This is a genomic window from Flavisolibacter nicotianae (assembly GCF_003628535.1).
Taxonomy (GTDB): domain Bacteria; phylum Bacteroidota; class Bacteroidia; order Chitinophagales; family Chitinophagaceae; genus Flavisolibacter; species Flavisolibacter nicotianae.
Genome location: NZ_RBCI01000003.1, coordinates 326,283 through 345,162 on the forward strand (window position 1 = coordinate 326,283; position 18,880 = coordinate 345,162).

Annotated in this window: 16 protein-coding genes; 14 read left to right on the forward strand and 2 right to left on the reverse strand. The window is 51.3% G+C overall.

Features of this window, described 5'->3' with window-relative positions:
- Positions 1-44 precede the first annotated feature (44 nt).
- From D6024_RS09825 to D6024_RS09865, 9 genes are all read left to right on the forward strand, one after another.
- The gene (locus D6024_RS09825) at positions 45-1,142 is read left to right on the forward strand and encodes an ABC transporter permease (protein WP_121354427.1); all 1,098 of its coding nucleotides are present in this window, start codon (positions 45-47) and stop codon (positions 1,140-1,142) included.
- A gap of 404 nt (positions 1,143-1,546) precedes the next feature.
- Complete coding sequence (locus D6024_RS09830; protein ID WP_121354428.1) at positions 1,547-2,008, forward strand: SRPBCC family protein; 462 nt, start codon at positions 1,547-1,549, stop codon at positions 2,006-2,008.
- A 75-nt stretch (positions 2,009-2,083) separates the two neighbouring features.
- Positions 2,084-5,182, forward strand: coding sequence for a SusC/RagA family TonB-linked outer membrane protein (locus tag D6024_RS09835; protein ID WP_121354429.1), 3,099 nt, complete (start codon positions 2,084-2,086; stop codon positions 5,180-5,182).
- Between the two features lie 17 nt (positions 5,183-5,199).
- Complete coding sequence (locus D6024_RS09840) at positions 5,200-6,495, forward strand: RagB/SusD family nutrient uptake outer membrane protein (protein ID WP_205573260.1); 1,296 nt, start codon at positions 5,200-5,202, stop codon at positions 6,493-6,495.
- Between the two features lie 80 nt (positions 6,496-6,575).
- Positions 6,576-7,373 carry a hypothetical protein gene (locus D6024_RS09845; protein ID WP_162944676.1) on the forward strand — a complete coding sequence of 266 codons (798 nt, stop codon included), beginning with the start codon at positions 6,576-6,578 and terminating at the stop codon, positions 7,371-7,373.
- Positions 7,374-7,438: 65 nt separating this feature from the next.
- A complete protein-coding gene (locus tag D6024_RS09850; RefSeq protein ID WP_121354431.1) occupies positions 7,439-7,996 on the forward strand; it encodes an RNA polymerase sigma factor in 558 nt (185 codons plus the stop codon).
- A complete protein-coding gene (locus D6024_RS09855) occupies positions 7,986-9,359 on the forward strand; it encodes a TonB-dependent receptor (protein WP_121354432.1) in 1,374 nt (457 codons plus the stop codon). Before D6024_RS09850 ends, D6024_RS09855 begins: the two co-directional genes overlap by 11 nt.
- A gap of 82 nt (positions 9,360-9,441) precedes the next feature.
- Entirely contained in the window at positions 9,442-10,707 is a 1,266-nt protein-coding gene (locus D6024_RS09860; protein ID WP_121354433.1) for an LVIVD repeat-containing protein, read from the forward strand.
- 10 nt (positions 10,708-10,717) lie between these two features.
- Positions 10,718-11,272 (forward strand): hypothetical protein, encoded by a 555-nt coding sequence (locus D6024_RS09865; protein ID WP_121354434.1) that lies wholly within the window; start codon positions 10,718-10,720, stop codon positions 11,270-11,272.
- Here the strand turns inward: D6024_RS09865 and queG are convergent.
- Positions 11,261-12,187 (reverse strand): tRNA epoxyqueuosine(34) reductase QueG, encoded by a 927-nt coding sequence (gene queG / locus D6024_RS09870; protein ID WP_121354795.1) that lies wholly within the window; start codon positions 12,185-12,187, stop codon positions 11,261-11,263. The two genes, D6024_RS09865 and queG, sit on opposite strands and share 12 nt — an antisense overlap.
- 85 nt (positions 12,188-12,272) lie before the next feature.
- Positions 12,273-13,244 (reverse strand): serine hydrolase domain-containing protein, encoded by a 972-nt coding sequence (locus D6024_RS09875; RefSeq protein ID WP_162944678.1) that lies wholly within the window; start codon positions 13,242-13,244, stop codon positions 12,273-12,275.
- 179 nt (positions 13,245-13,423) lie between these two features.
- Between D6024_RS09875 and clpB the strand changes: the two genes are divergently transcribed.
- The 5 genes from clpB to D6024_RS09900 all read left to right on the forward strand — a co-directional run bounded on the left by clpB (position 13,424) and on the right by D6024_RS09900 (position 18,692).
- Positions 13,424-16,039, forward strand: coding sequence for an ATP-dependent chaperone ClpB (gene clpB / locus D6024_RS09880; RefSeq protein WP_121354436.1), 2,616 nt, complete (start codon positions 13,424-13,426; stop codon positions 16,037-16,039).
- A 146-nt stretch (positions 16,040-16,185) separates the two neighbouring features.
- Positions 16,186-17,061 (forward strand): alpha/beta fold hydrolase, encoded by an 876-nt coding sequence (locus tag D6024_RS09885; RefSeq protein WP_121354437.1) that lies wholly within the window; start codon positions 16,186-16,188, stop codon positions 17,059-17,061.
- 122 nt (positions 17,062-17,183) lie between these two features.
- Entirely contained in the window at positions 17,184-17,837 is a 654-nt protein-coding gene (locus D6024_RS09890) for a hypothetical protein (protein WP_121354438.1), read from the forward strand.
- Between the two features lie 105 nt (positions 17,838-17,942).
- A complete protein-coding gene (locus D6024_RS09895) occupies positions 17,943-18,140 on the forward strand; it encodes a hypothetical protein (protein WP_121354439.1) in 198 nt (65 codons plus the stop codon).
- Positions 18,141-18,401: 261 nt separating this feature from the next.
- Positions 18,402-18,692: an isoamylase early set domain-containing protein gene (locus D6024_RS09900; RefSeq protein WP_121354440.1), complete on the forward strand. Its 291-nt coding sequence runs from the start codon at positions 18,402-18,404 to the stop codon at positions 18,690-18,692.
- Positions 18,693-18,880: the final 188 nt, after the last annotated feature.

Sequence of the window (18,880 nt, forward strand, 5' to 3'; positions counted from 1 at the left end):
TGGTACTTCACTCCTCACTGATTATTCATTACGCATTACGCAACATGTCGAATTATTCTCAAATCAAAGCCATGCTGGCCGTGACGAAAGCCAGCCTGGTGGCAACGTTTCGCAGTCCGCAGTCCATTTTTTTTTCACTGTTTTTTCCCATTGTCCTGATCTGGATCTTTGGATCGCTGGCCGGTGGCAGTAGTGCGCCATCGGTGGACGTGGCATTTGAAAAAGGCATCGATACCACGACGGTTTTGTACCAGCAACTGGCCCACCACCCGTTTTTGCGCATGGCCGACCGCAGTAAAAAAGATGTGGAAGATGAACTGCGCAAAGGAAGGGTTGCCGCCATTATCGATATTCAAAAAACGGTTGGTGCCACCACACCTTATGTCATTCACCTGCGTACGTCATCGGCCAGCCAGCGCGACTATGCCACCCTGCAAACAATCCTGAGCAACACCATCCACACCGTGGACGAAATGGTCTATCCCGACCGCCAGTCGGTGGCTTCCATCTCGCAAACCGTGATTTCCGGGCGCCGATACAAAATGATCGATTTCTTCTTGCCCGGCATGATCGGTTTCTCGCTGATCGGTTCGGCTGTCTTTGGTGTCGCCTTCCTGTTTTACTCGCTGCGGGAAACGCTGGTGCTGAAGCGCATGTATGCCACGCCCATCCAGCGGGGGTACATCATCCTGGGCGAGAGCATTTCAAAAGTGTTGTTTCAGTTGATGACAGTCGTGGTGCTGATCGCATTTGGCTATTTCATGTACGGCTTTTACCTGGCGCACGGTCTTCTGACGTTTTTCGATATGCTGTTCTTTTCGCTCCTGGGCCTGATGGTTTTCATGGGATTTGGTTTTTTGATCAGCGGGCTGGCGAAAAACCAGAACGTCATTCCCATCTATGCCAACCTGTTTATGTTCCCGCAGTATTTTTTAAGCGGTACGTTTTTTCCCAAATCGGCACTGCCGGCAGGGATGCAGCCCTTGCTCCAGTTTCTGCCGCTTACGGCGCTGAACGATGCCTTGCGCAACGTGGCTTTTGAAGGGTCCTCGTTCTGGAGTTGCTGGCCACAAATGTTGGTGCTGCTCGTTTGGGGCGTTTTGGTTTATGCCTTAACCGCGAAGTTCTTCCGGTGGGAGTAGGAAGTTTGGAGTTTGGAGTTTGGAGTTTGGAGTTTGGAGTTTGGAGTTTGGAGTTTGGAAAAAATAGAACCCGGTAAGATAAATGAGGATCCCTGTTTTTTGCTGCGAAGCAGTGGCGTTTGTAGAGAGAGAAATTAGGGAAGAGAACCGGCTCTGGGGAATTCCTGTGTTTAGGAGTTTTGCACTGGTGGTTCAAGCCATTGACGCTGGCCATTAAAAGATAAAGCAATAAACTGCAATGGTTGCACAATGCCAGGCGAATTCCCGAATGTACAAGAGAGAGTTTTCGTTTTTTCAACCGGATGAAAAGAAGACAAGAAAGCAAAGACCGCAACATGGCTCAATAAACGTTCTGTTGCCGGTCACAAAAAAATAAAAACCGTTCATTCAATCGTTCACTATTCATGCGCATTATAAAACTTGGCATTCTTTCGTTTGTTTTCTTGTTTGTTTTGATGACACTCATCTCGCTGTTGATTCCCTCGCAGATCCGGTTGTCGAAAGCAACGAACCTGCCCAACAACCGGCAACGCATATGGGCGATCGTAAAAACCGACACGTCCTGGCACCCGGCATACAGGGATACCGCAACGGTTAAAGCGTTTTCCGTTCTACAAAAGACAGTCGTTGCGCAAACGGATTCAACCTATGTTGTGCAACTGCTGCAGCCGGGCCGTACACCTGTCACCAGCGGCTTCCAGTTGTATGGCAAGCCCGAATCGGATTCACTGACACTTCAATGGTACATGGATTTCCGCCTGGGATGGTATCCCTGGCAAAAGTTCAGCTCCCTGTTTTACGAACGGACCTACGGCTCCATGATGGAAAAAGGTTTGGCAAATATCAAGGAGCAACTGGTGTACTGATATCACCACTTGTACATGTGCAGTTTTGTTGATTAAGGATATTTCCTCAACTTGCTATAAATAAAAACTGCTAGCATGAGTATTCATTTGACTAAGTCCGGAGGATCGAAACGAACCTTCTGGCTCCTGCTATTCCAATTGCTTGGCCTCTCCCTTTGGGCCCAGGTACAAATCAGTGGCCGTGTAACCGGTCCGCAGAACGAGGGCCTTCCCGGCATTACCGTTCAAATTCAGGCAACACGTTTTTCCACCAGCACCGAGCCGGATGGAACCTATTCACTTTCGGCCCCGCTGAAACCGGGCAGCTACCAAATTCAGTTTACCGGTGTGGGCTTTAAAGCGCAAACCAAATCGATCCAGGTCAGTGGCAGCGCCGCGCAAACAGTGGATGCACAACTTGAAGAAGATGCCCTGAAAATGGATGAAGTGGTGGTGACCGGTACATCGGCCGGTACGACACGCCGACAGCTTGGTAGCTACATCAGCACCGTGAAGGCCGACGAACTGACCAAAGGCGCCACCGGTGATGTGCTGGCTGCGCTGCAGGGCAAAACAGCGGGTGCGCAAATCAGCCAAAACTCCGGCGATCCGGCTGGTGGTATTTCTGTGCGTCTCCGCGGTGTCAGTTCAATCAACTCGTCTTCCGAGCCACTTTACATCGTTGATGGTGTCATTGTAAACAATGCCACCAACCGCGTGACCAACACGCAGAACAGTTACGATGGTTCCAACTTCGTGGGCACCATCGGGCAAAACCGGATGGTGGACATCAACCCAGCCGATATCGAGCGGATAGAGGTATTGAACGGCGCGGCGGCCGCCGCCATTTACGGCTCGCGGGCCAATGCCGGTGTGATCCAGATTTTTACCAAGCGGGGCAGAAGCGGTGCGCCGGTGGTGAATTTCTCCACGTCGATCATGGTCAATGAACTCCGCAAAAAACTGGCGGTAAACCAGGCGCCGGTAAAATTCGGCGGTTCTCCTGATGTGCAGACACAGGACATCCTTACGACAACCCTGACCACGACAACCCCGGTTACGCGGTACGACTACCAGGATTATATTTTCCATACCGGCGTCGGTACGGATAACAACGTATCGGTGAGCGGCGGCAGCGAAAAAAGCCGTTACTATGTTTCCGGTTCTTATTTCTATAACCAGGGCATTATTCGCAATACCGATTTCCGGCGCTATAATTTCCGCGCCAATTTCGACCAGACCTTCAACCGTGTGTTCAGCATGACGATGGGACTGAACTACATTAACAGTGCCGCCAACGAAAAACCCAATGGCAACTCCTTTTTCTCCCCCATGAACTCCGTCACCATCATCGGGAACTTCCACAACATCTTCGAACGCGACGCCAATGGCAACATCAAGGCTGTCGGGGAAAGAGGCCGTGTCAATCCCGTATCGGTCATCGAAGATTTCAAACAACGCCAGGAAACTAACCGGGTCATTGCCAGCCTGGGTGCAAAGCTTCGTCCGTTCAACGGGTTTACTTTCGACTACACGCTGGGCATCGACAACTACGGGCAAAACGGAACGACCTTTATGCCGCCGTTTGCCTACAATGTCAACACGGCTTTCTTTGGTGGCGGTCCTACGCTGAACCCCACGTTGAACGGTTATGCCAGTACCGGTAACGATTATTTTTTCCAGATCAACAATGAACTGAACGCCAACTACCAGTTCGACATCACGAAGGACCTGGGATCGACCACACAGGTGGGCTATTCGGTGCAGTATGAGAAGAACCGTTATGCTTTGTTGCAGGGCAGGGGATTGAGTCCTTTTGTGGAGACGGTAAACGGTGCCAGCACCATCCTTCCCAGCACCGATGAACGGACCGAAATTTCGATTTCCGGTGCGTACCTGCAGCAAAATTTCAAGTACATGAACAAGCTGTTCCTCACCGGTGCGGTACGCAGGGATGGTTCGTCCGTGTTCAGCAAGGACCAGCGCAACCAGATGTACTACAAAGGCAGCGTGAGCTACCTGCTTTCGGAAGAAGATTTCTGGAAGAAGAGCATGCCCTGGTGGAATACATTCAAGCTGCGGGCTGCTTATGGCGAAAGTGGCAACCTGACCGGTATTGGTGCCTATGCCCGCTTCAACCTGTACAGTTCCAATTCCTACCTCGACCGCTCCGCACTGCAATCGAGCAACCAGAAGACCAATGAAAACATCGGCCCTGAACGGCAGAGAGAACTGGAGATCGGTACGGACCTTTCGTTCCTCAATAACCGCGTTGGCGTGCAGTTCAACTGGTACAACAAGCGGGTGGAGAATATCAACATCAGCCGCCAGGTGGCACCCACAACCGGTTTCACTTCGGTGCTCGATAACTTCGGCGAATTGGAAAACAGGGGTATCGAACTGGTGCTCAACGGCTCGCCGGTGGCAAACAAAACAGTTAACTGGAACCTGACAGCCATCTTTAACCGTAACCGCAACAAGATGGTCAACATCGGCCAGGCCCTGACCCTGCTTTCCACCAACGGTGGCGCACCTGTGGCTTTGCTGCAAGGCTACCCGGTCGGCGTGTTTTACGGAACCTTCTTTGCAGTTGATGCCAACGGCAGCCAGGTGAAAAACAGTACCGGGTTCCCACAGATCGAAAAAGGCAAGCAGGTTTCCGCAACGGTTTACGAGGTGCAACGCGATGGCAGTGGCCTGCCGACCGGCACAACGTTGCGCAAGGTGATTGGCGACCCCAACCCGGATTGGACCGGCTCACTCATCAACGAAGTTGGGTACAAGCGTTTCAATTTGCGTGTGCAGTTGGACGCGGTGCAGGGCGTCGATGTTTTTAACGCTGACTTTCGCACACGCCAGGGTGTTGGCAACGGCAAAGTGGCCGAGCAGGAGCACCTGGGTATCCTGCCCCGTGGGTACGTGAACAGCGTTTACCAAATCGAAGAATGGCGGGTCGATGACGGCTCTTTTGTCAAGCTTCGCGAAGTGTCACTGTCTTACAGCCTGGGTAAAATGCGGTTCTTTAACGACCTGTCCATTGGCTTGAGCGGCCGTAACCTGGTGTCGTGGGACAACTACAAAGGCTATGATCCGGAAGTGAATGCTGCCGGACAAAGCACCCTGCTGAGAGGCATTGACTTTGGTGCTGTACCCATTCCGCGTACCTACCGTTTAAGCATCAATGCCCGTTTCTAACCTCCAAATCGCACATCATGAAAATGAAATTCATAAAACACACAACATACGGTCTTCTTTTGCTTGCACTGCTGTCGCAAACGGCGTGTAAAAAAGATTTCACCAATCCCAATGCCGCCACCGAAGACCAGGCCTTCAGCTCTCCGCAAGGCCTGACCGGCGTGGCTGTCGGCTTGCAGCGGGTATACACCGCCGGACGGGCCAGCTCTCTTTACAACCGCACTGCCATCAATGGTTTGCTGACCAACGAACTGGTTGTGCTGAACCAGGGTAACACTTCCGAGTACCAGTTGCAGTTGGGCAGCGGCTCGGTGGATGGTACCAATACCATGCTGGCCGGTCTTTGGTCGAGCAGCAACAAGATCATTTACGATGCCGACAAGGTGCTGGCCGGCGCAGCCAGTCTGGGTGACAAGGCCTATGCAAGTGGCCTGATTGGGTATACGACCATCTTCAAGGCGCTGGCGCTGGGCGACCTGGCCATGTTCTGGCAACAGGTGCCTGCTGGTATCGGCCAGAGCGTCACCTTTGTCGACCGTGTGCAGGGATATACAAAAGCTATCACCGCCATCGATGCAGCGCTGGCAGCGATCAACGCGGCACCCATTTCCGCGACCTTCCTGCTGAATATTCCTGCCGGTATCGACATTGTCAATACGCTGAATGCGTTAAAGGCGCGGTATTCGCTTTTTATCGGCAATTATGCCCAGGCACTTGCGGCGGCGAATATGGTGGACCTGACAAAAAAATCGACGTTCAATTTTAGCAACGTGAACCTGAACCCGATTTTTGAAACGGCAACGTCCACCAATAATGTGTATGGCATTCTGGATATCGCAACGCTTGGCTTGCCGGCCGGTTTGCAGCCGGATCCTGCAGACAAACGCCTGGCGTTTTATACCACAAATGCCTACGCGTCGAAGATTGCCGGTTTTGGTGCCGCTGCCAACACGCCGTTTCCCATTTATCTGCCGGGTGAAATGACACTGATCAAAGCAGAGGCGTATGCCCGCATGACTCCGCCGGATCTTGCAAATGCCCTGATCGAGTTGAATAAAGTGATCACGAAAAAACCGGCCAATGATCCGTTTGGCGTCGGTGCCGACCTTCCCCTGGCCGGTCCGCTGACGCAACAGCAAATCCTCGACGAGATCTACCGGCAACGCAGCATCGAACTTTTCCTGAGCGGCTTGCGCCTGGAAGACATGCGCCGCTTTGGCCGGCCGTTGACAGAACGGCGACGGAATTTCCTGCCGTATCCCTTCCTCGAGCGGGACAACAATACCAATACGCCTGCCGACCCGGCGTTCTAAAAACAAACAAAGGCTGTTGATTTCAACAGCCTTTGTTTTTGTGTTTTGATGGTGCTCTCTTCGAATCCTACTTTTGTTTCATGAGTAGGCCTTTCTTGCTTCTTTTCTTTTTCCCCCTTTCTCTGGCTGTGATGGCGCAGGGTGATACACAGACCGACTGCTACGAAACATTCTTTGCCACGGCCGCAAAAGTGAAAAACACCAAAACGGTAAAGCTGGTTGTCAACAAGAAAATACAAACGCTGTTTGCCTACCTGAAACAAACGATTTCCGGCCTGGAGCAGCGGGTGGCCCTCAAAGACCTTGATGGCGATGGCAGGGCCGAACTGGTGATCTATAATTTCACCGGAGGTGCCCATTGCTGCGATGAATTTTATTTTTTCAAAAACATCAGCGGGTCTGTGTTTGCACCGGCCGCCAGGCTATATGCCGGCAGTACCTGTGTTTCCGGCACGACATTCCTCTATGACTTTGCCGAACCGTTCGGCTATTTCTATACCTGCTTTGCCTGCGAGCTAGATGAAAAAAAGAACAGCAAGGGCGAAAAATATGAACGCATTGCCAATATCAGCCTGACCTATAAAGCCGGCAAGCTGCTGGTCAGTCCCGGCGATGCGGCGTTAAAGGAAAAGTTACTTCGCAACCTTCGGTACATTAAATCATTAGGCTGGGATGGCGGTGCGAAGAACGATGAATTTGACGACGGCAGGCGCAAGGCCCTGGCACAAACACTGGCCGTGTATTATTTTTCGTTTGGTAAAAATCTGCCGGAAACAAAAAAGATCTTCGATGCTTACTACCCGTATAAAGATGCGGCAACCGTGTGGAAAGATTTCGGCGTGCTGCTGACCAATGTGCAGAGCCAAAACAGTTTTTAAAAAAATAATCTTCACCTGCTGCAACGCCGGGCCGCCAGTTATTGTCAAGGCTTACAGGAACATTTATGGACGATCACCGGCTGGTACACGAATGCCTTAAGGGGAAAGCAGTTGCGCAACGGCAGCTTTATGACCGTTTTGCGTCAACAATGCTGGCCGTGTGTTATCGCTATACAAAGTCTGTTGCCGATGCAGAGGACGTGTTGCAGGAAGGCTTTGTCAAAGCGTTCAGAAACCTGCAGCAGTACAAAGGAGATGGCGAATTAGGCGCCTGGCTGCGCCGGATCATGGTGACAACGGCCATCAATTTTTTGAAAAAGAACAGTCGTTACCAAACCGAGCTTCTTTTTAGCGACGAGCAACTGCACGCCGTGTCTTCTTACGAACCGGAAATGAATTTGGCTGCCAAAGAACTCGCCGACCTGATACGGCAACTGCCCGCGGGCTACCAGGCAATTTTCAATTTATATGCAGTGGAAGGATACAGCCATGTGGAAATCGGGCAGTTACTCGGTATCAGCGAAGGCACGTCGCGCAGCCAGTATGCGAGAGGCAGGTCTTTGCTGATTAAATGGATTGAACAACGAAGCAACGAAGTTAAAAACGCCAGCTATGCAAGGTAGTTTTGAAAAAAAAGTACAGGAAAAGATGGAGGAGCTGCAGCTGTCTCCCTCTGCACCTGTTTGGGAGAAAATAGAGCTCCAGGTCAGGCCGGAGAAAAAGCGACGCAGGATCTTGTTCTGGCTTTTGTTCCCCACTGCCTTGCTGGCCGGCGGCATGTGGTGGTTGCTTTCGGAAAAAACTACCCGGCGGCCAACGGCCATCGAACAAGCGGTTCCTGGTGGAACGAAAACGGGAGCGAAGAAACAGGTTGTTGAAACCTCAGAGGCTGCGCAGCAGAAAACGAATACACAAGAGGTTCAGACAGTTTTGCCGCAACGGACAGGAACCGCAAGGCTGCCGTTAATGATGACTTCATCCGGTCATCAACAACGCACTAAAAGAGTGCTGCTTGCAAGTAACATACATGATACATCGCAGCGTCAATCAATAGATGCAGGAAACGAAAAAACGACTCCTGAGTCGAAGCCGTTGCCGATAGCTGATAAAACACCAGCCATCCGAAGCGAAGGTGCACACGCTGACAATAAGCCTGTAACTTCTGCTGCTTTGCCTTCGCCTTTAAAAGCAGATACCCCGGTGCAGCAGAAAGCTGCAGAGGAAAAAGCAGAACGTCTCCAGGCGGGTGCCGACAGCGGAAAAAGAAAGGCGGCTGTTGTACAGAAAAAAGTGACCGGGAAAATCTTATTGACAGCCGGGTGGAGCTGGCAGACCGCGACAACAACCTCCGGCAATCTTTATTCATCACCAAGCCAGTCGGCAAATTCGCCGGGTACGCCAGGCCCGCTTTACCAGCCGCAGCATACCAGTGCAGGGGTTTCCTTTTCGCTGGGCTATGCAATGGAAAAAGCGTTGTCCGGCCGCCTGACGCTAACGGCCGGTATCCAGTACGCTTATTACAGCACGCGGCAAAAAGTGGGCAATTACAAAACGCAGGATACCACGCTGCGCTTTCAGGACAAGGAGTTCATTGTCGCCGGTTATTTCAGCAACACTGCTGCGGCCTATGCGTCACAAGCCACTTATACCAATCATTTTCATGTAGCGGAACTACCGGTGAGTTTGCAATACCAACTGGTGAAGCGCCTGCCGCTTTTCGTGACAGCCGGCGCCTCCTACGGCCGTTTGCTCAGCAGCAACGCATTGACCGTTGACCAGTCTTCGGGGCTGCTTTACCTGAACAAGGAGAACAACCGCAAGCATTCTTTCAACCTCTTTGCTGCAACGCAGTTTGCTGTCGTCAACAAAAAGAGCTGGAAGCTCACGACGGGTCCTGTGTTCCAGTACAATGCGGTGCCGCTACAAAAAACCGGCAGCCGGTCGCACCTGCTTTTTGCGGGGTTGAAAACCGGGATTAATTTCTGACGTTGCGTGCAACGAAACCATTCGCCGGCTTGTCAGAAGGCAAAGAGTTGACCCGTTATTCTTTACAATCAAAACCATCGTTATGCAAAAAGTTAATTGCTTTGGTAGCGGACTGCTTGGTGCTCTGATGCTCATGTTCCTGCTACAGGGTTGCCTGAAAGACACCTACCGCGAAACCTACCAGATCTACGTGCCCACCTACAAGTCGCTGACGCAGGTGCGCAGCGAAATGAAGAGCGGGCCCGCCCAGCCTTTGCAAAACATCGGCAAGCTGAATGTGTTTGGCAACTATCTTTTCCTGAACGAAGTGAACAAGGGCATTCACGTGATCGACAACTCCAACCCGGCTGCGCCAAAGAACATCGCCTTCATCAACATTCCGAATAATATCGACCTCGCGGTGAAAGGCTCCTATCTCTATGCGGATTCGTATTCCGATGTTGCGGTGTTCGATATCTCGCAACCTGCCAACATCGTCCCTGTGAAGTTCCTGAACAATGTGATCAAAGAAAAGAACCGTTACTGGTACGGCAATACCGTCAATGCAGATTCTATCCAGGTGGTTGTTGGTTATACCGTCAGGGACACCACCGTGGATGTAAAGCAATACAGGCGATGGCAGTCTTGTGCAAACTGCATGTATGCACAGGCCGATCTGAAAGGTGTGTTTTACACCGCGGCGCCGCAGGTTGGCGTTGGCGGTAGCATGGCTCGCTTTACCATCGTGAACGATTACCTGTATGCCGTGTCAAGCAGCGAGCTTTACTCCATCAGCCTTGCCAATCCCGTTGATCCGCAACTGACGGCCACGCGGAACATGGGCTGGAATATTGAAACCATTTACCCGTTTCGCGACAAGCTATTCATCGGTTCCCGCACCGGTATGTTCATTTACAGTCTCGCCAACCCCGCTGCGCCAGCGCAGCTAAGCCAGTTTACGCATGCCACCAGTTGCGATCCGGTGATTGCCGACGACAACTATGCCTATGTCACACTTCGCACAGGCACCACCTGCAACGGAACTTTGAATCAACTGGACGTGCTTGATGTTTCCAATGTAACGGCCCCCGTCTGGCAAAAGTCGGTGCCCATGACCAGTCCGCACGGCTTGTCAAAAGACGGCAACTATCTTTTTATCTGCGACGGGAAGGACGGCTTGAAATTATACGATGCCACAAACCCGGTAGCACCGCAACTGGCCAAGCATGTCCCCGGGCTCGAAACCTATGACGTGATTGCGCTGCATGGCAACGCCATCGTGGTGGCCAGCGACGGCCTATACCAATTCACGTACGGCAACGGCACAACGCTATCACAGATCAGTAAACTGGCGATTGAAACCAACTAAAACCACAGTTATGAGAAAATTGATTGGCTTCTTTTTCATGCTCTTTTCTATTTGTGCAACGGCGCAAAAAACAAAGCCCTCCTTTGTTGCATCCGTACAGGGTGGCCTGCTCGAGGGTGAAGCCGGATCGGCTTTCCAATTGAAGGCGGTGAACGGGTTTCAAAGGCAATCCTGGTCCGCCGGCATCGGGGTTGGAGTGGATTATTACCACACCCGAAGCCTGCCACTTTTTCTCGACCTGCGCAAGTCGTTTGGCAAGGGCGAAAAGACCCCCTTTGTTTATGCAAATGGCGGCTATCATTTTCCCTGGCTGAAAACCGGAGAACAGGAATGGAATGACGTGGACGTCAAAGGCGGAATGTACATGGATGCAGGCATCGGGTATGCATTCCCGGCATTCAAAAACACGAAGCTTTTCTTTTCCGCCGGTTATTCGCAAAAGAATTATTCAAGGGTCTCGAACTACCCGGTGTACATCGATATTTTTCCGCAGCCTCCGATGTCAAAGACGATTTCTGATTACAAACTTCGCCGCTTCAGTATACAAACCGGTTTACGGTTTTAGGAATTTGATGTTGCGCTGGATGCCTTTGTGTTTCGAGCGGCTAAGCGGGGAATGTTTGAAGATCTTTTTGAAGGCTTCTTCGCTCAGCGCTTCCCATTCCCTGGTGGAAAGATTCAGGATCTCGGGCAGCGGTGCAAAGGCTTCCTCGCTGTGCGGCTTGCTGAAGCGGTTCCAGGGGCAAACGTCCTGGCAGGTGTCGCAGCCAAACATCCAGTCACCGAACTTGCCTTTCATTTCTTCCGGGATGATCTCGTCTTTCAGCTCGATGGTGAAATAGGAGATACATTGGCTTCCGTTCACCACTTTCCCTTCGCTGATGGCGCCAGTAGGGCAGGCGTCGATGCAGCGCCGGCAACTACCGCAATAGTCTTTGGCAAACGGATCGTCGTATCGGAGTTCGACATCGATGATGAGGGTGGCAATAAAATAAAAGGAGCCGCTGTCTTTGGTGATCAGGTTGCCGTTGCGGCCAATCCATCCAAGCCCGCTTTTGGTGGCCCAGGCTCTTTCCAGCACCGGCGCCGAGTCCACAAAACCTCTTCCGCTGAACTGGCCAATGTGCTCCTGCAGTTCGGCCATCATACTTTTCAGGCTTCCCTTGATGACGTTGTGATAGTCGGTGCCATAGGCATATTTCGAGATCTTGAACTCACCGCCGATCTCTTGCTGGGGATAATAATTTTTCAACAGCGTGATGACTGACTTCGCACCCGGAACGAGTTTGGTCGGATCAATGCGGAGGTCAAAATGGTTTTCCATGTACTGCATTTTGCCGTGCAGGCCCTTGTGCAGCCACGCTTCCAGGCGGCGGGCATCTTCATCCAGCGGCGCTGCTTTGGCAATGCCGCAATGATCAAAGCCATAGCGGGAGGCCAGTTGTTTGACAAGACCGGTATGTTTTTCGGCAAAGGGCATAACCATAGAATGCAGCAAAGGCTGCAAAGTTGCATGTTCCGGCAAAAGAAATGCGAAAACCTGCTCCCCCGTTGAAAAATTGTAGTTAGTTCTTTTTAACCGGGAAATGCTGGTCGGCAATCTGCTTTAGGTCAAGAAAAGGCTGCGCCGTTTGGTCGCCGGGGAAGTTGCGGGTGAATACAAGAAAGACGAAGCCGCGGTGAAAATCCACTTCCGGCCAGGTGCCTGCCAGGCCGGGTACCACTAGGGAAGCTGCCTTGCCACCCTGTGGGGCGGATTTATCCGCCGTCCATGTGCCCAGGGCAAATGAAAAACCCTGGTCAGCGGCAGGCGCATTTTTGATTTGGGCCGAAGCTACCTGGATTTTGCGCATTTCCTCCAGGGCGCTTTCGCTTAGCACTTGCTTGTCGCCGGCCTTTCCATTGTTCAGGAGCATCTGTAAAAATTTTGTCAGGTCTGTGGCAGTTGAATTCGCACCGCCGGACGGGTCGGGTGCCGAGCCGTCGTCGGTGGTGAAGCTAGTATTGCGCATGCCAAGCGGTACAAACAACTTTGTGCGGATCAGTTGATCAAAACGCTTTTTCGTTACGGCCTCTGCCACCCGGGCGGCGACAACAGGACCGTAGGAACTATACCGGAATTCTTCGCCGGCATTGGCATGGATTTCTTTTTTGAGGATGTCGGTCACTTCTTCGTCCAGCGAGGCAAACTTCTTTTTGTCAAAGAGGCCGCCCAGTTTGGAGCCTTCTTTTCCAAGGCCTGTCTGGTGGGTAAGACAATGGCGGAGGGTAATATAGTTGCGGCGATAGCTCTCAAAGATCGGCAGGTACTTGCTGACAGGGTCATCGAGTGAAAGCTTGCCTTCATCGGCTAACTGAAGGATGAGTGCCGTGGTGAGCCACTGGCTGCTTGCACCGATGGGCGATGGCGTTTTCAGGTTGGCGATGTCGCCGGTGGTGCGCTGGTAAACGACCGAATCACCAACAGCAATCACTACACTAAAATCATTTCCGAGTTGTTTCTTTTTGTCGTCCATCACCTTGTCCAGGGCAGGCATCGGGCTTGGGGCTGTGCTCTTTTTTTGTGAAAAGGAAACCTGCAGAAATAGCAGGAAAACCGCGAGCAGACTGCATTTGAGGCAGGTAGTTTTGAATTTGGCTGACATATTTTCGGTAGAATTTGGTATGGACTGTGGTTTGATAATTGTATCAACGAATATCAACGAAAGTTAATTGTATGAACCTAAACAACTTTACCATAAAAGCCGCTGAAGTAATTCAGCAATCGCAACAGCTTGCGTTCAACCATTCCAACAGCAATATCGAGACGGAACACATCCTGAAAGCCTTGCTGGACCAGCAGGATTCACCCGTGGAATACCTGCTCAAGAAAAACGCAGTAAACGTACAGCAACTGGAGTCCAGGCTGGATGCTCAGATCGAACGGCTGCCCAAGATCAGTGGCACGGAGCCTGCGCAAAATATCAGCCGCGACGCCAATAATGTTGTGCTGAAAGCCAATGCTTCCTTAAAGCAGTTTGGCGACGAGTTCGTCACACCCGAGCACCTCCTTCTCGGCCTTGTTATGGGCAATGATAACACTGCTGGTTTGTTGAAAGACGCAGGCCTGACCGAAAAAGGCTTGGTGGCTGCCATCAAGGACCTGCGCAAGGGCTCGACCGTGACCTCGCAAACCCAGGAAACCCAGTTCAACGCATTGAATAAATATGCGAAGAACCTGATTGAACTGGCCCGCCAGGGCAAGCTCGATCCGGTGATCGGCCGGGACGAGGAAATTCGCCGCACCCTGCACATCCTTTCCCGCCGCAGCAAAAACAACCCCATTTTGGTTGGTGAGCCCGGCGTTGGTAAAACCGCCATTGCCGAAGGCCTTGCCATGCGCATTGTCAACGGGGATGTGCCCGAGAACCTGAAATCGAAAACCATATTTGCACTGGACATGGGTCAACTGATTGCCGGCGCTAAATACAAAGGTGAGTTTGAAGAGCGACTGAAAGGCGTGGTGAAAGAAGTGGCAACTTCTGAAGGTGAGATCATTCTCTTTATCGACGAGATCCACACACTGGTGGGCGCAGGTGGTGGTGAAGGCGCGATGGATGCGGCCAATATTCTGAAGCCGGCCCTGGCCCGTGGCGAGCTGAGAGCGATCGGCGCCACGACCCTGAACGAGTATCAAAAATATTTTGAAAAAGACAAGGCGTTGGAACGTCGCTTCCAGAAAGTGATGATTGACGAGCCTTCGGTGGAAGATGCCATTTCGATCCTCCGGGGGCTGAAAGACCGCTACGAAACACACCACCATGTACGGATCAAGGATGAAGCGATCATTGCAGCCGTGGAATTATCGGTGCGTTACATCACCGATCGTTTTCTGCCCGACAAGGCCATTGACCTGATTGACGAAAGTGCCGCCAAGCTTCGCCTCGAGATGAACTCCATGCCGGAGGAACTCGACAAGCTGGAACGCCAGATCCGGCAGTTGGAAATTGAACGCGAGGCAATCAAAAGGGAAAACGATGAAGAAAAATTAAAAGAGCTGAATACGCAGATCGCCAACCTCGCCGTGGAGCGTGATACCCTCAAAGCAAAGTGGCAGGAAGAGAAAGAACTGGTTGAAAAAATTCAAACGTCCAAAGCCGATATCGAAGCCCTGAAGCAACAGGCCGAGCAGGCGGAACGCGAAGGAGATTATGGAAAGGTAGCCGAGATCCGTTACGGCCGTATCAAGGAAAAGGAAGCGACGATCACAGACCTTACCAGCCAACTGAACGAGTTGAGTGAACACGGCAAACGCCTAATGAAGGAGGAAGTGGATGCGGAAGATATCGCCGAAAGCGTTGCCAAGGCCACGGGTATTCCGGTTGCCAAAATGCTGCAGAGCGAACGCGAAAAGTTGTTGAACCTGGAAGATGAACTGCACAACCGCGTGGTGGGTCAGGACGAAGCAATTGTTGCCGTAGCCGACGCCATCCGCCGCAGCCGGGCAGGCCTGAGCGACCCGAAAAAGCCGATTGGCTCGTTTATTTTCCTGGGTACGACTGGCGTAGGTAAAACCGAGCTGGCAAAAGCACTGGCCGATTATCTTTTCGATGATGAGCACATGATGACCCGGATCGATATGAGCGAATACCAGGAAAAGCACACCGTGTCACGCCTGGTGGGTGCGCCTCCCGGATACGTGGGATACGATGAAGGTGGGCAGTTGACGGAAGCCGTCCGCCGCAAGCCCTACCAGGTTGTGTTGCTCGACGAGATTGAGAAGGCACACCCGGATGTATGGAATGTATTGCTGCAGGTGCTGGACGACGGCCGCCTGACGGACAACAAAGGCCGCGTGGTGAACTTTAAGAACACCATCATCATCATGACTTCGAACATGGGCAGCGATATCATCCAGGAAAATTTTGCCGATGTGAATGAGCGGAACAAGGATGTGGTTGTAGAGCGCACCAAGGTCGAAGTGATGAACCGGCTGCGGGAAACCATTCGTCCGGAATTTCTCAACCGTGTGGACGAGATCATTCTCTTCCAGCCGTTGATGAAAAACGAGATCAGGGGCATTATCCGTATCCAGTTGGAAAACCTGAAAGCGCTGGTGGCCCAAAGCGGTATCCAGTTGCAGTTTTCCGATTACCTTTTGGATTACCTCGCCGAAAATGGGTTTGACCCGCAGTATGGCGCCAGGCCCTTGAAGCGCCTGATCCAAAAAGAGATTGTCAATGCCCTGAGCAAGAAGATACTTTCCGGTGCGATCGATAAGATGCACCCTGTGTTGGTGGATGTGTTTGATGGCGTTGTGGTGTTTCGCAATGAGGTAGAGCAGCACGCTTGAGTGTTGAAGAGGAAGGAACAGGCCCCGCAGCGATGCGGGGCTTTTTGTTGGAACAGGTTACCAGAAGGTGAAGCAGGCTTGCACGGATAAGCGGTCTTTTCTGTTTGAACCGGATCGTGTAATTTCAAAAACACAAACCCTCGCACATGAAACAGCTTGTTTTGGCCGTTGCCTGTTGCTTATTATTTGCCCACCTTTCTGCACAGGATTTTGAAACGGAAATGAAAAAATACCTGAAAAACACCACCGGAATTCCGTATGGCAATAACAAGTCGGCAGGAAAGTATTACCCGGTCCGCGGTATTCAGATGTATACAGAAACATACGGCTCAGGGCAACCGCTTCTGATCATCCACGGGAATGGTGGTTCCATCAACAACTTCACAAACCAAATTCCCTATTTCAGCAAAAAATACAAGGTCATTCTTGCCGACAGCCGTGCACAGGGTAAATCAAAAGATGAAGGCGACTCGCTTTCCTATGAAATGATGGCCGACGACTATGCCGCTTTGCTCGATGCAATGAAGGTCGATTCGGCACTGGTGATCGGCTGGAGCGATGGCGGGATCAATGGCCTGCTGCTGGCGATTCGTCATCCGCAAAAAGTAAAAAAGCTGGCCGTAACCGGTGCCAATTTATGGCCTGACACCACGGCCGTTTTCAGCGACGTGGAAGACCTGGTAACGCCGGCCTATACCACACTCAAAAACAAAACGCAAAAAAACGCCGAAGAAAAAGCAGGGTGGAAGCTGGTGCGCCTGCTGGTTGAAGAACCGCATATTTCCTTGCAGGATTTGCACAGCGTTCGTGTGCCTACTCTCGTCATTGGCGGTGATCATGACGTTATCCGGCCTGAGCATACGCTGCTCATTGCCCAGAACATCCCGAGTTCCTATTTGTGGATCCTGCCGAATTCGGGCCATTCGACGCCGCTGGTTTATACGGATGAATTCAACCGGAACGTGGATGCATTTTTCTCCCGGCCTTACCGGCAAATTCAAAAGGAAGGGCGGTTCTTTTAAGCCGGATGCCTGCAAGATGTCAAAACGCAGACGGCAGGCAATAGAAGAAGGATTTAAACGTTACTCTTTTTCATTCATTCAAGTCTTTTGCAACCTGGTTTGCAGGAAATAACAACTTAACCATGAAAAAAGGAATTCTGATCGTATTGCTCCTTAGCTCCGTTTTTGTGAAAGCGCAGTCGCTGAAAGAAGCGTTGTTCAGCGGGAAGTTGAAAAATGATCCGGGCACGGTAATCCGCAAAGGGGACGACCTGTCGGCAAAGATCGATACAGCCCAAAAAGTCCCGGCCGCCGATGAAACAGCGAAAATAAAAACGGCAATACCGCCAACTGACTCCCTTTCAAAAATAACGGCTGGTGCTGTCACCCCTGCCGCGGTTCCGGTCAAAAAAGACTCAGCGCTTGCAGTGGTGGACTCAGCAGCAGCGATGGTCGATACATCAGCGGCGGCAGCGGTGCCGGTGACAAAGCCCAAAGACAACAATGCGATCTGGAAAACCTACATGGATTCCCTGAATACGACATTAAAAACCGAAGTCCTTTCGTCCAAAAAAGTAAAAAGCGGAAGTTATTATGTCCTGGTTTCGTACACGATTGGCACCGACGGGCAGGTGACGGTCGGCGATGTGTTTCTTTCGCCGGAGAATGCCTTCCTGCAACAGCAGATCAAAGACAGGATCTCCCTGGAAACGCCACGCCTCAACCCGGTGCTTTCCGACTCCGGCGCTCCGCGCAAGGTGAACAAGAAATACAATTTTACCCTGACAAAAGAGTAGGACCGCAGCCAGCCTTTTTGTTACCAGAAACCTTTGCCTTGGCGGGAAATTGTATTCCTGCAGTGGGTGGTGGTTTTCTCTTTATGTTTGCGGGCTGTTTAAATCATGAAAGCCAAGCACACCATTCTTCTCATTGCCCTCGGTTTCTGCTTCGATTTTGTCGGCTCGTTTTCAAAGCTGCTTCATCGCGGCGAGTCCACATCCCTTCTTTTGCTGGCGACCATTCTGAAAGTGCTGGGCGTTCTTTTGCTGTCCTACAAAGTGGTCAGGTACGAGGGTTTCCGCAAGTTCATGGAGCGGTAAATGCCCGGTCACCTTCAACTTTTTCTGCGCAAACAATTGTTAAAAGCGATTTGCCAGTGTGAAAACTTGTCAGCACCGCTAAACTAAATAGCAAGGCAAAAAAGCGCCGATTCGGACCATTTCTTGTTTAAAATGGGCGCCGAAAGCGCTTGATATGGCAATCCTTTTTCAAATGATGAAAACTGACAATGCGACAAATTGTGAAGAAGAAGGGTTACTTTTTTCTTTAATTTGTATACAGAAGCAAAACAATCCATCAAAATGATCCAAAAAACATACTTCAAGACCAAAGATTACTGCAAAGTGAAATTCACTTTGAAGCCTGAGAATGCAGAAACCGTAGCGATTGCCGGTTTGAACAGCGATTGGAAGACCCTGGTCAGCATGAGCAAAAAGAAAGACGGCACCTTTTGCGCTGAAGTTTCCCTTCCGAAGGAAAGCCAGCACGAATTCAAATACCTCGTCAACGAAAAAGAGTGGCTGAACGAGCCCGAAGCCGACAAGCAAAAAAAGAACGAGTTCGGGACTACCAACAGCGTGATCATCCTCTAAGGAAGGCTGTTTCAACCGATTGATTTCCGGGAAAATTCTTTGTACAACACTGTACAAAAGCGGTATTTTATTCCGACACTGATACTGTTTTCTAACGCTGTCTGTTTGGCGTGCGGCCAGATTCTGCCCATGTTCAATGGCTGCATCGTGTGATATTCGTCATGCCGTTTTTCAGGCCGGTCATTGCG

Bases quoted from the DNA above. Each gene is read 5' to 3' on its own strand.
- D6024_RS09825 (WP_121354427.1), top strand. From the start codon at position 45: ATGTCGAATTATTCTCAAATCAAAGCCATGCTGGCCGTGACGAAAGCC.
- D6024_RS09830 (WP_121354428.1), top strand. From the start codon at position 1,547: ATGCGCATTATAAAACTTGGCATTCTTTCGTTTGTTTTCTTGTTTGTT.
- D6024_RS09835 (WP_121354429.1), top strand. From the start codon at position 2,084: ATGAGTATTCATTTGACTAAGTCCGGAGGATCGAAACGAACCTTCTGG.
- D6024_RS09840 (WP_205573260.1), top strand. From the start codon at position 5,200: ATGAAAATGAAATTCATAAAACACACAACATACGGTCTTCTTTTGCTT.
- D6024_RS09845 (WP_162944676.1), top strand. From the start codon at position 6,576: ATGAGTAGGCCTTTCTTGCTTCTTTTCTTTTTCCCCCTTTCTCTGGCT.
- D6024_RS09850 (WP_121354431.1), top strand. From the start codon at position 7,439: ATGGACGATCACCGGCTGGTACACGAATGCCTTAAGGGGAAAGCAGTT.
- D6024_RS09855 (WP_121354432.1), top strand. From the start codon at position 7,986: ATGCAAGGTAGTTTTGAAAAAAAAGTACAGGAAAAGATGGAGGAGCTG.
- D6024_RS09860 (WP_121354433.1), top strand. From the start codon at position 9,442: ATGCAAAAAGTTAATTGCTTTGGTAGCGGACTGCTTGGTGCTCTGATG.
- D6024_RS09865 (WP_121354434.1), top strand. From the start codon at position 10,718: ATGAGAAAATTGATTGGCTTCTTTTTCATGCTCTTTTCTATTTGTGCA.
- queG (WP_121354795.1), bottom strand. From the start codon at position 12,187: ATGCCCTTTGCCGAAAAACATACCGGTCTTGTCAAACAACTGGCCTCC.
- D6024_RS09875 (WP_162944678.1), bottom strand. From the start codon at position 13,244: ATGCCTGCCCTGGACAAGGTGATGGACGACAAAAAGAAACAACTCGGA.
- clpB (WP_121354436.1), top strand. From the start codon at position 13,424: ATGAACCTAAACAACTTTACCATAAAAGCCGCTGAAGTAATTCAGCAA.
- D6024_RS09885 (WP_121354437.1), top strand. From the start codon at position 16,186: ATGAAACAGCTTGTTTTGGCCGTTGCCTGTTGCTTATTATTTGCCCAC.
- D6024_RS09890 (WP_121354438.1), top strand. From the start codon at position 17,184: ATGAAAAAAGGAATTCTGATCGTATTGCTCCTTAGCTCCGTTTTTGTG.
- D6024_RS09895 (WP_121354439.1), top strand. From the start codon at position 17,943: ATGAAAGCCAAGCACACCATTCTTCTCATTGCCCTCGGTTTCTGCTTC.
- D6024_RS09900 (WP_121354440.1), top strand. From the start codon at position 18,402: ATGATCCAAAAAACATACTTCAAGACCAAAGATTACTGCAAAGTGAAA.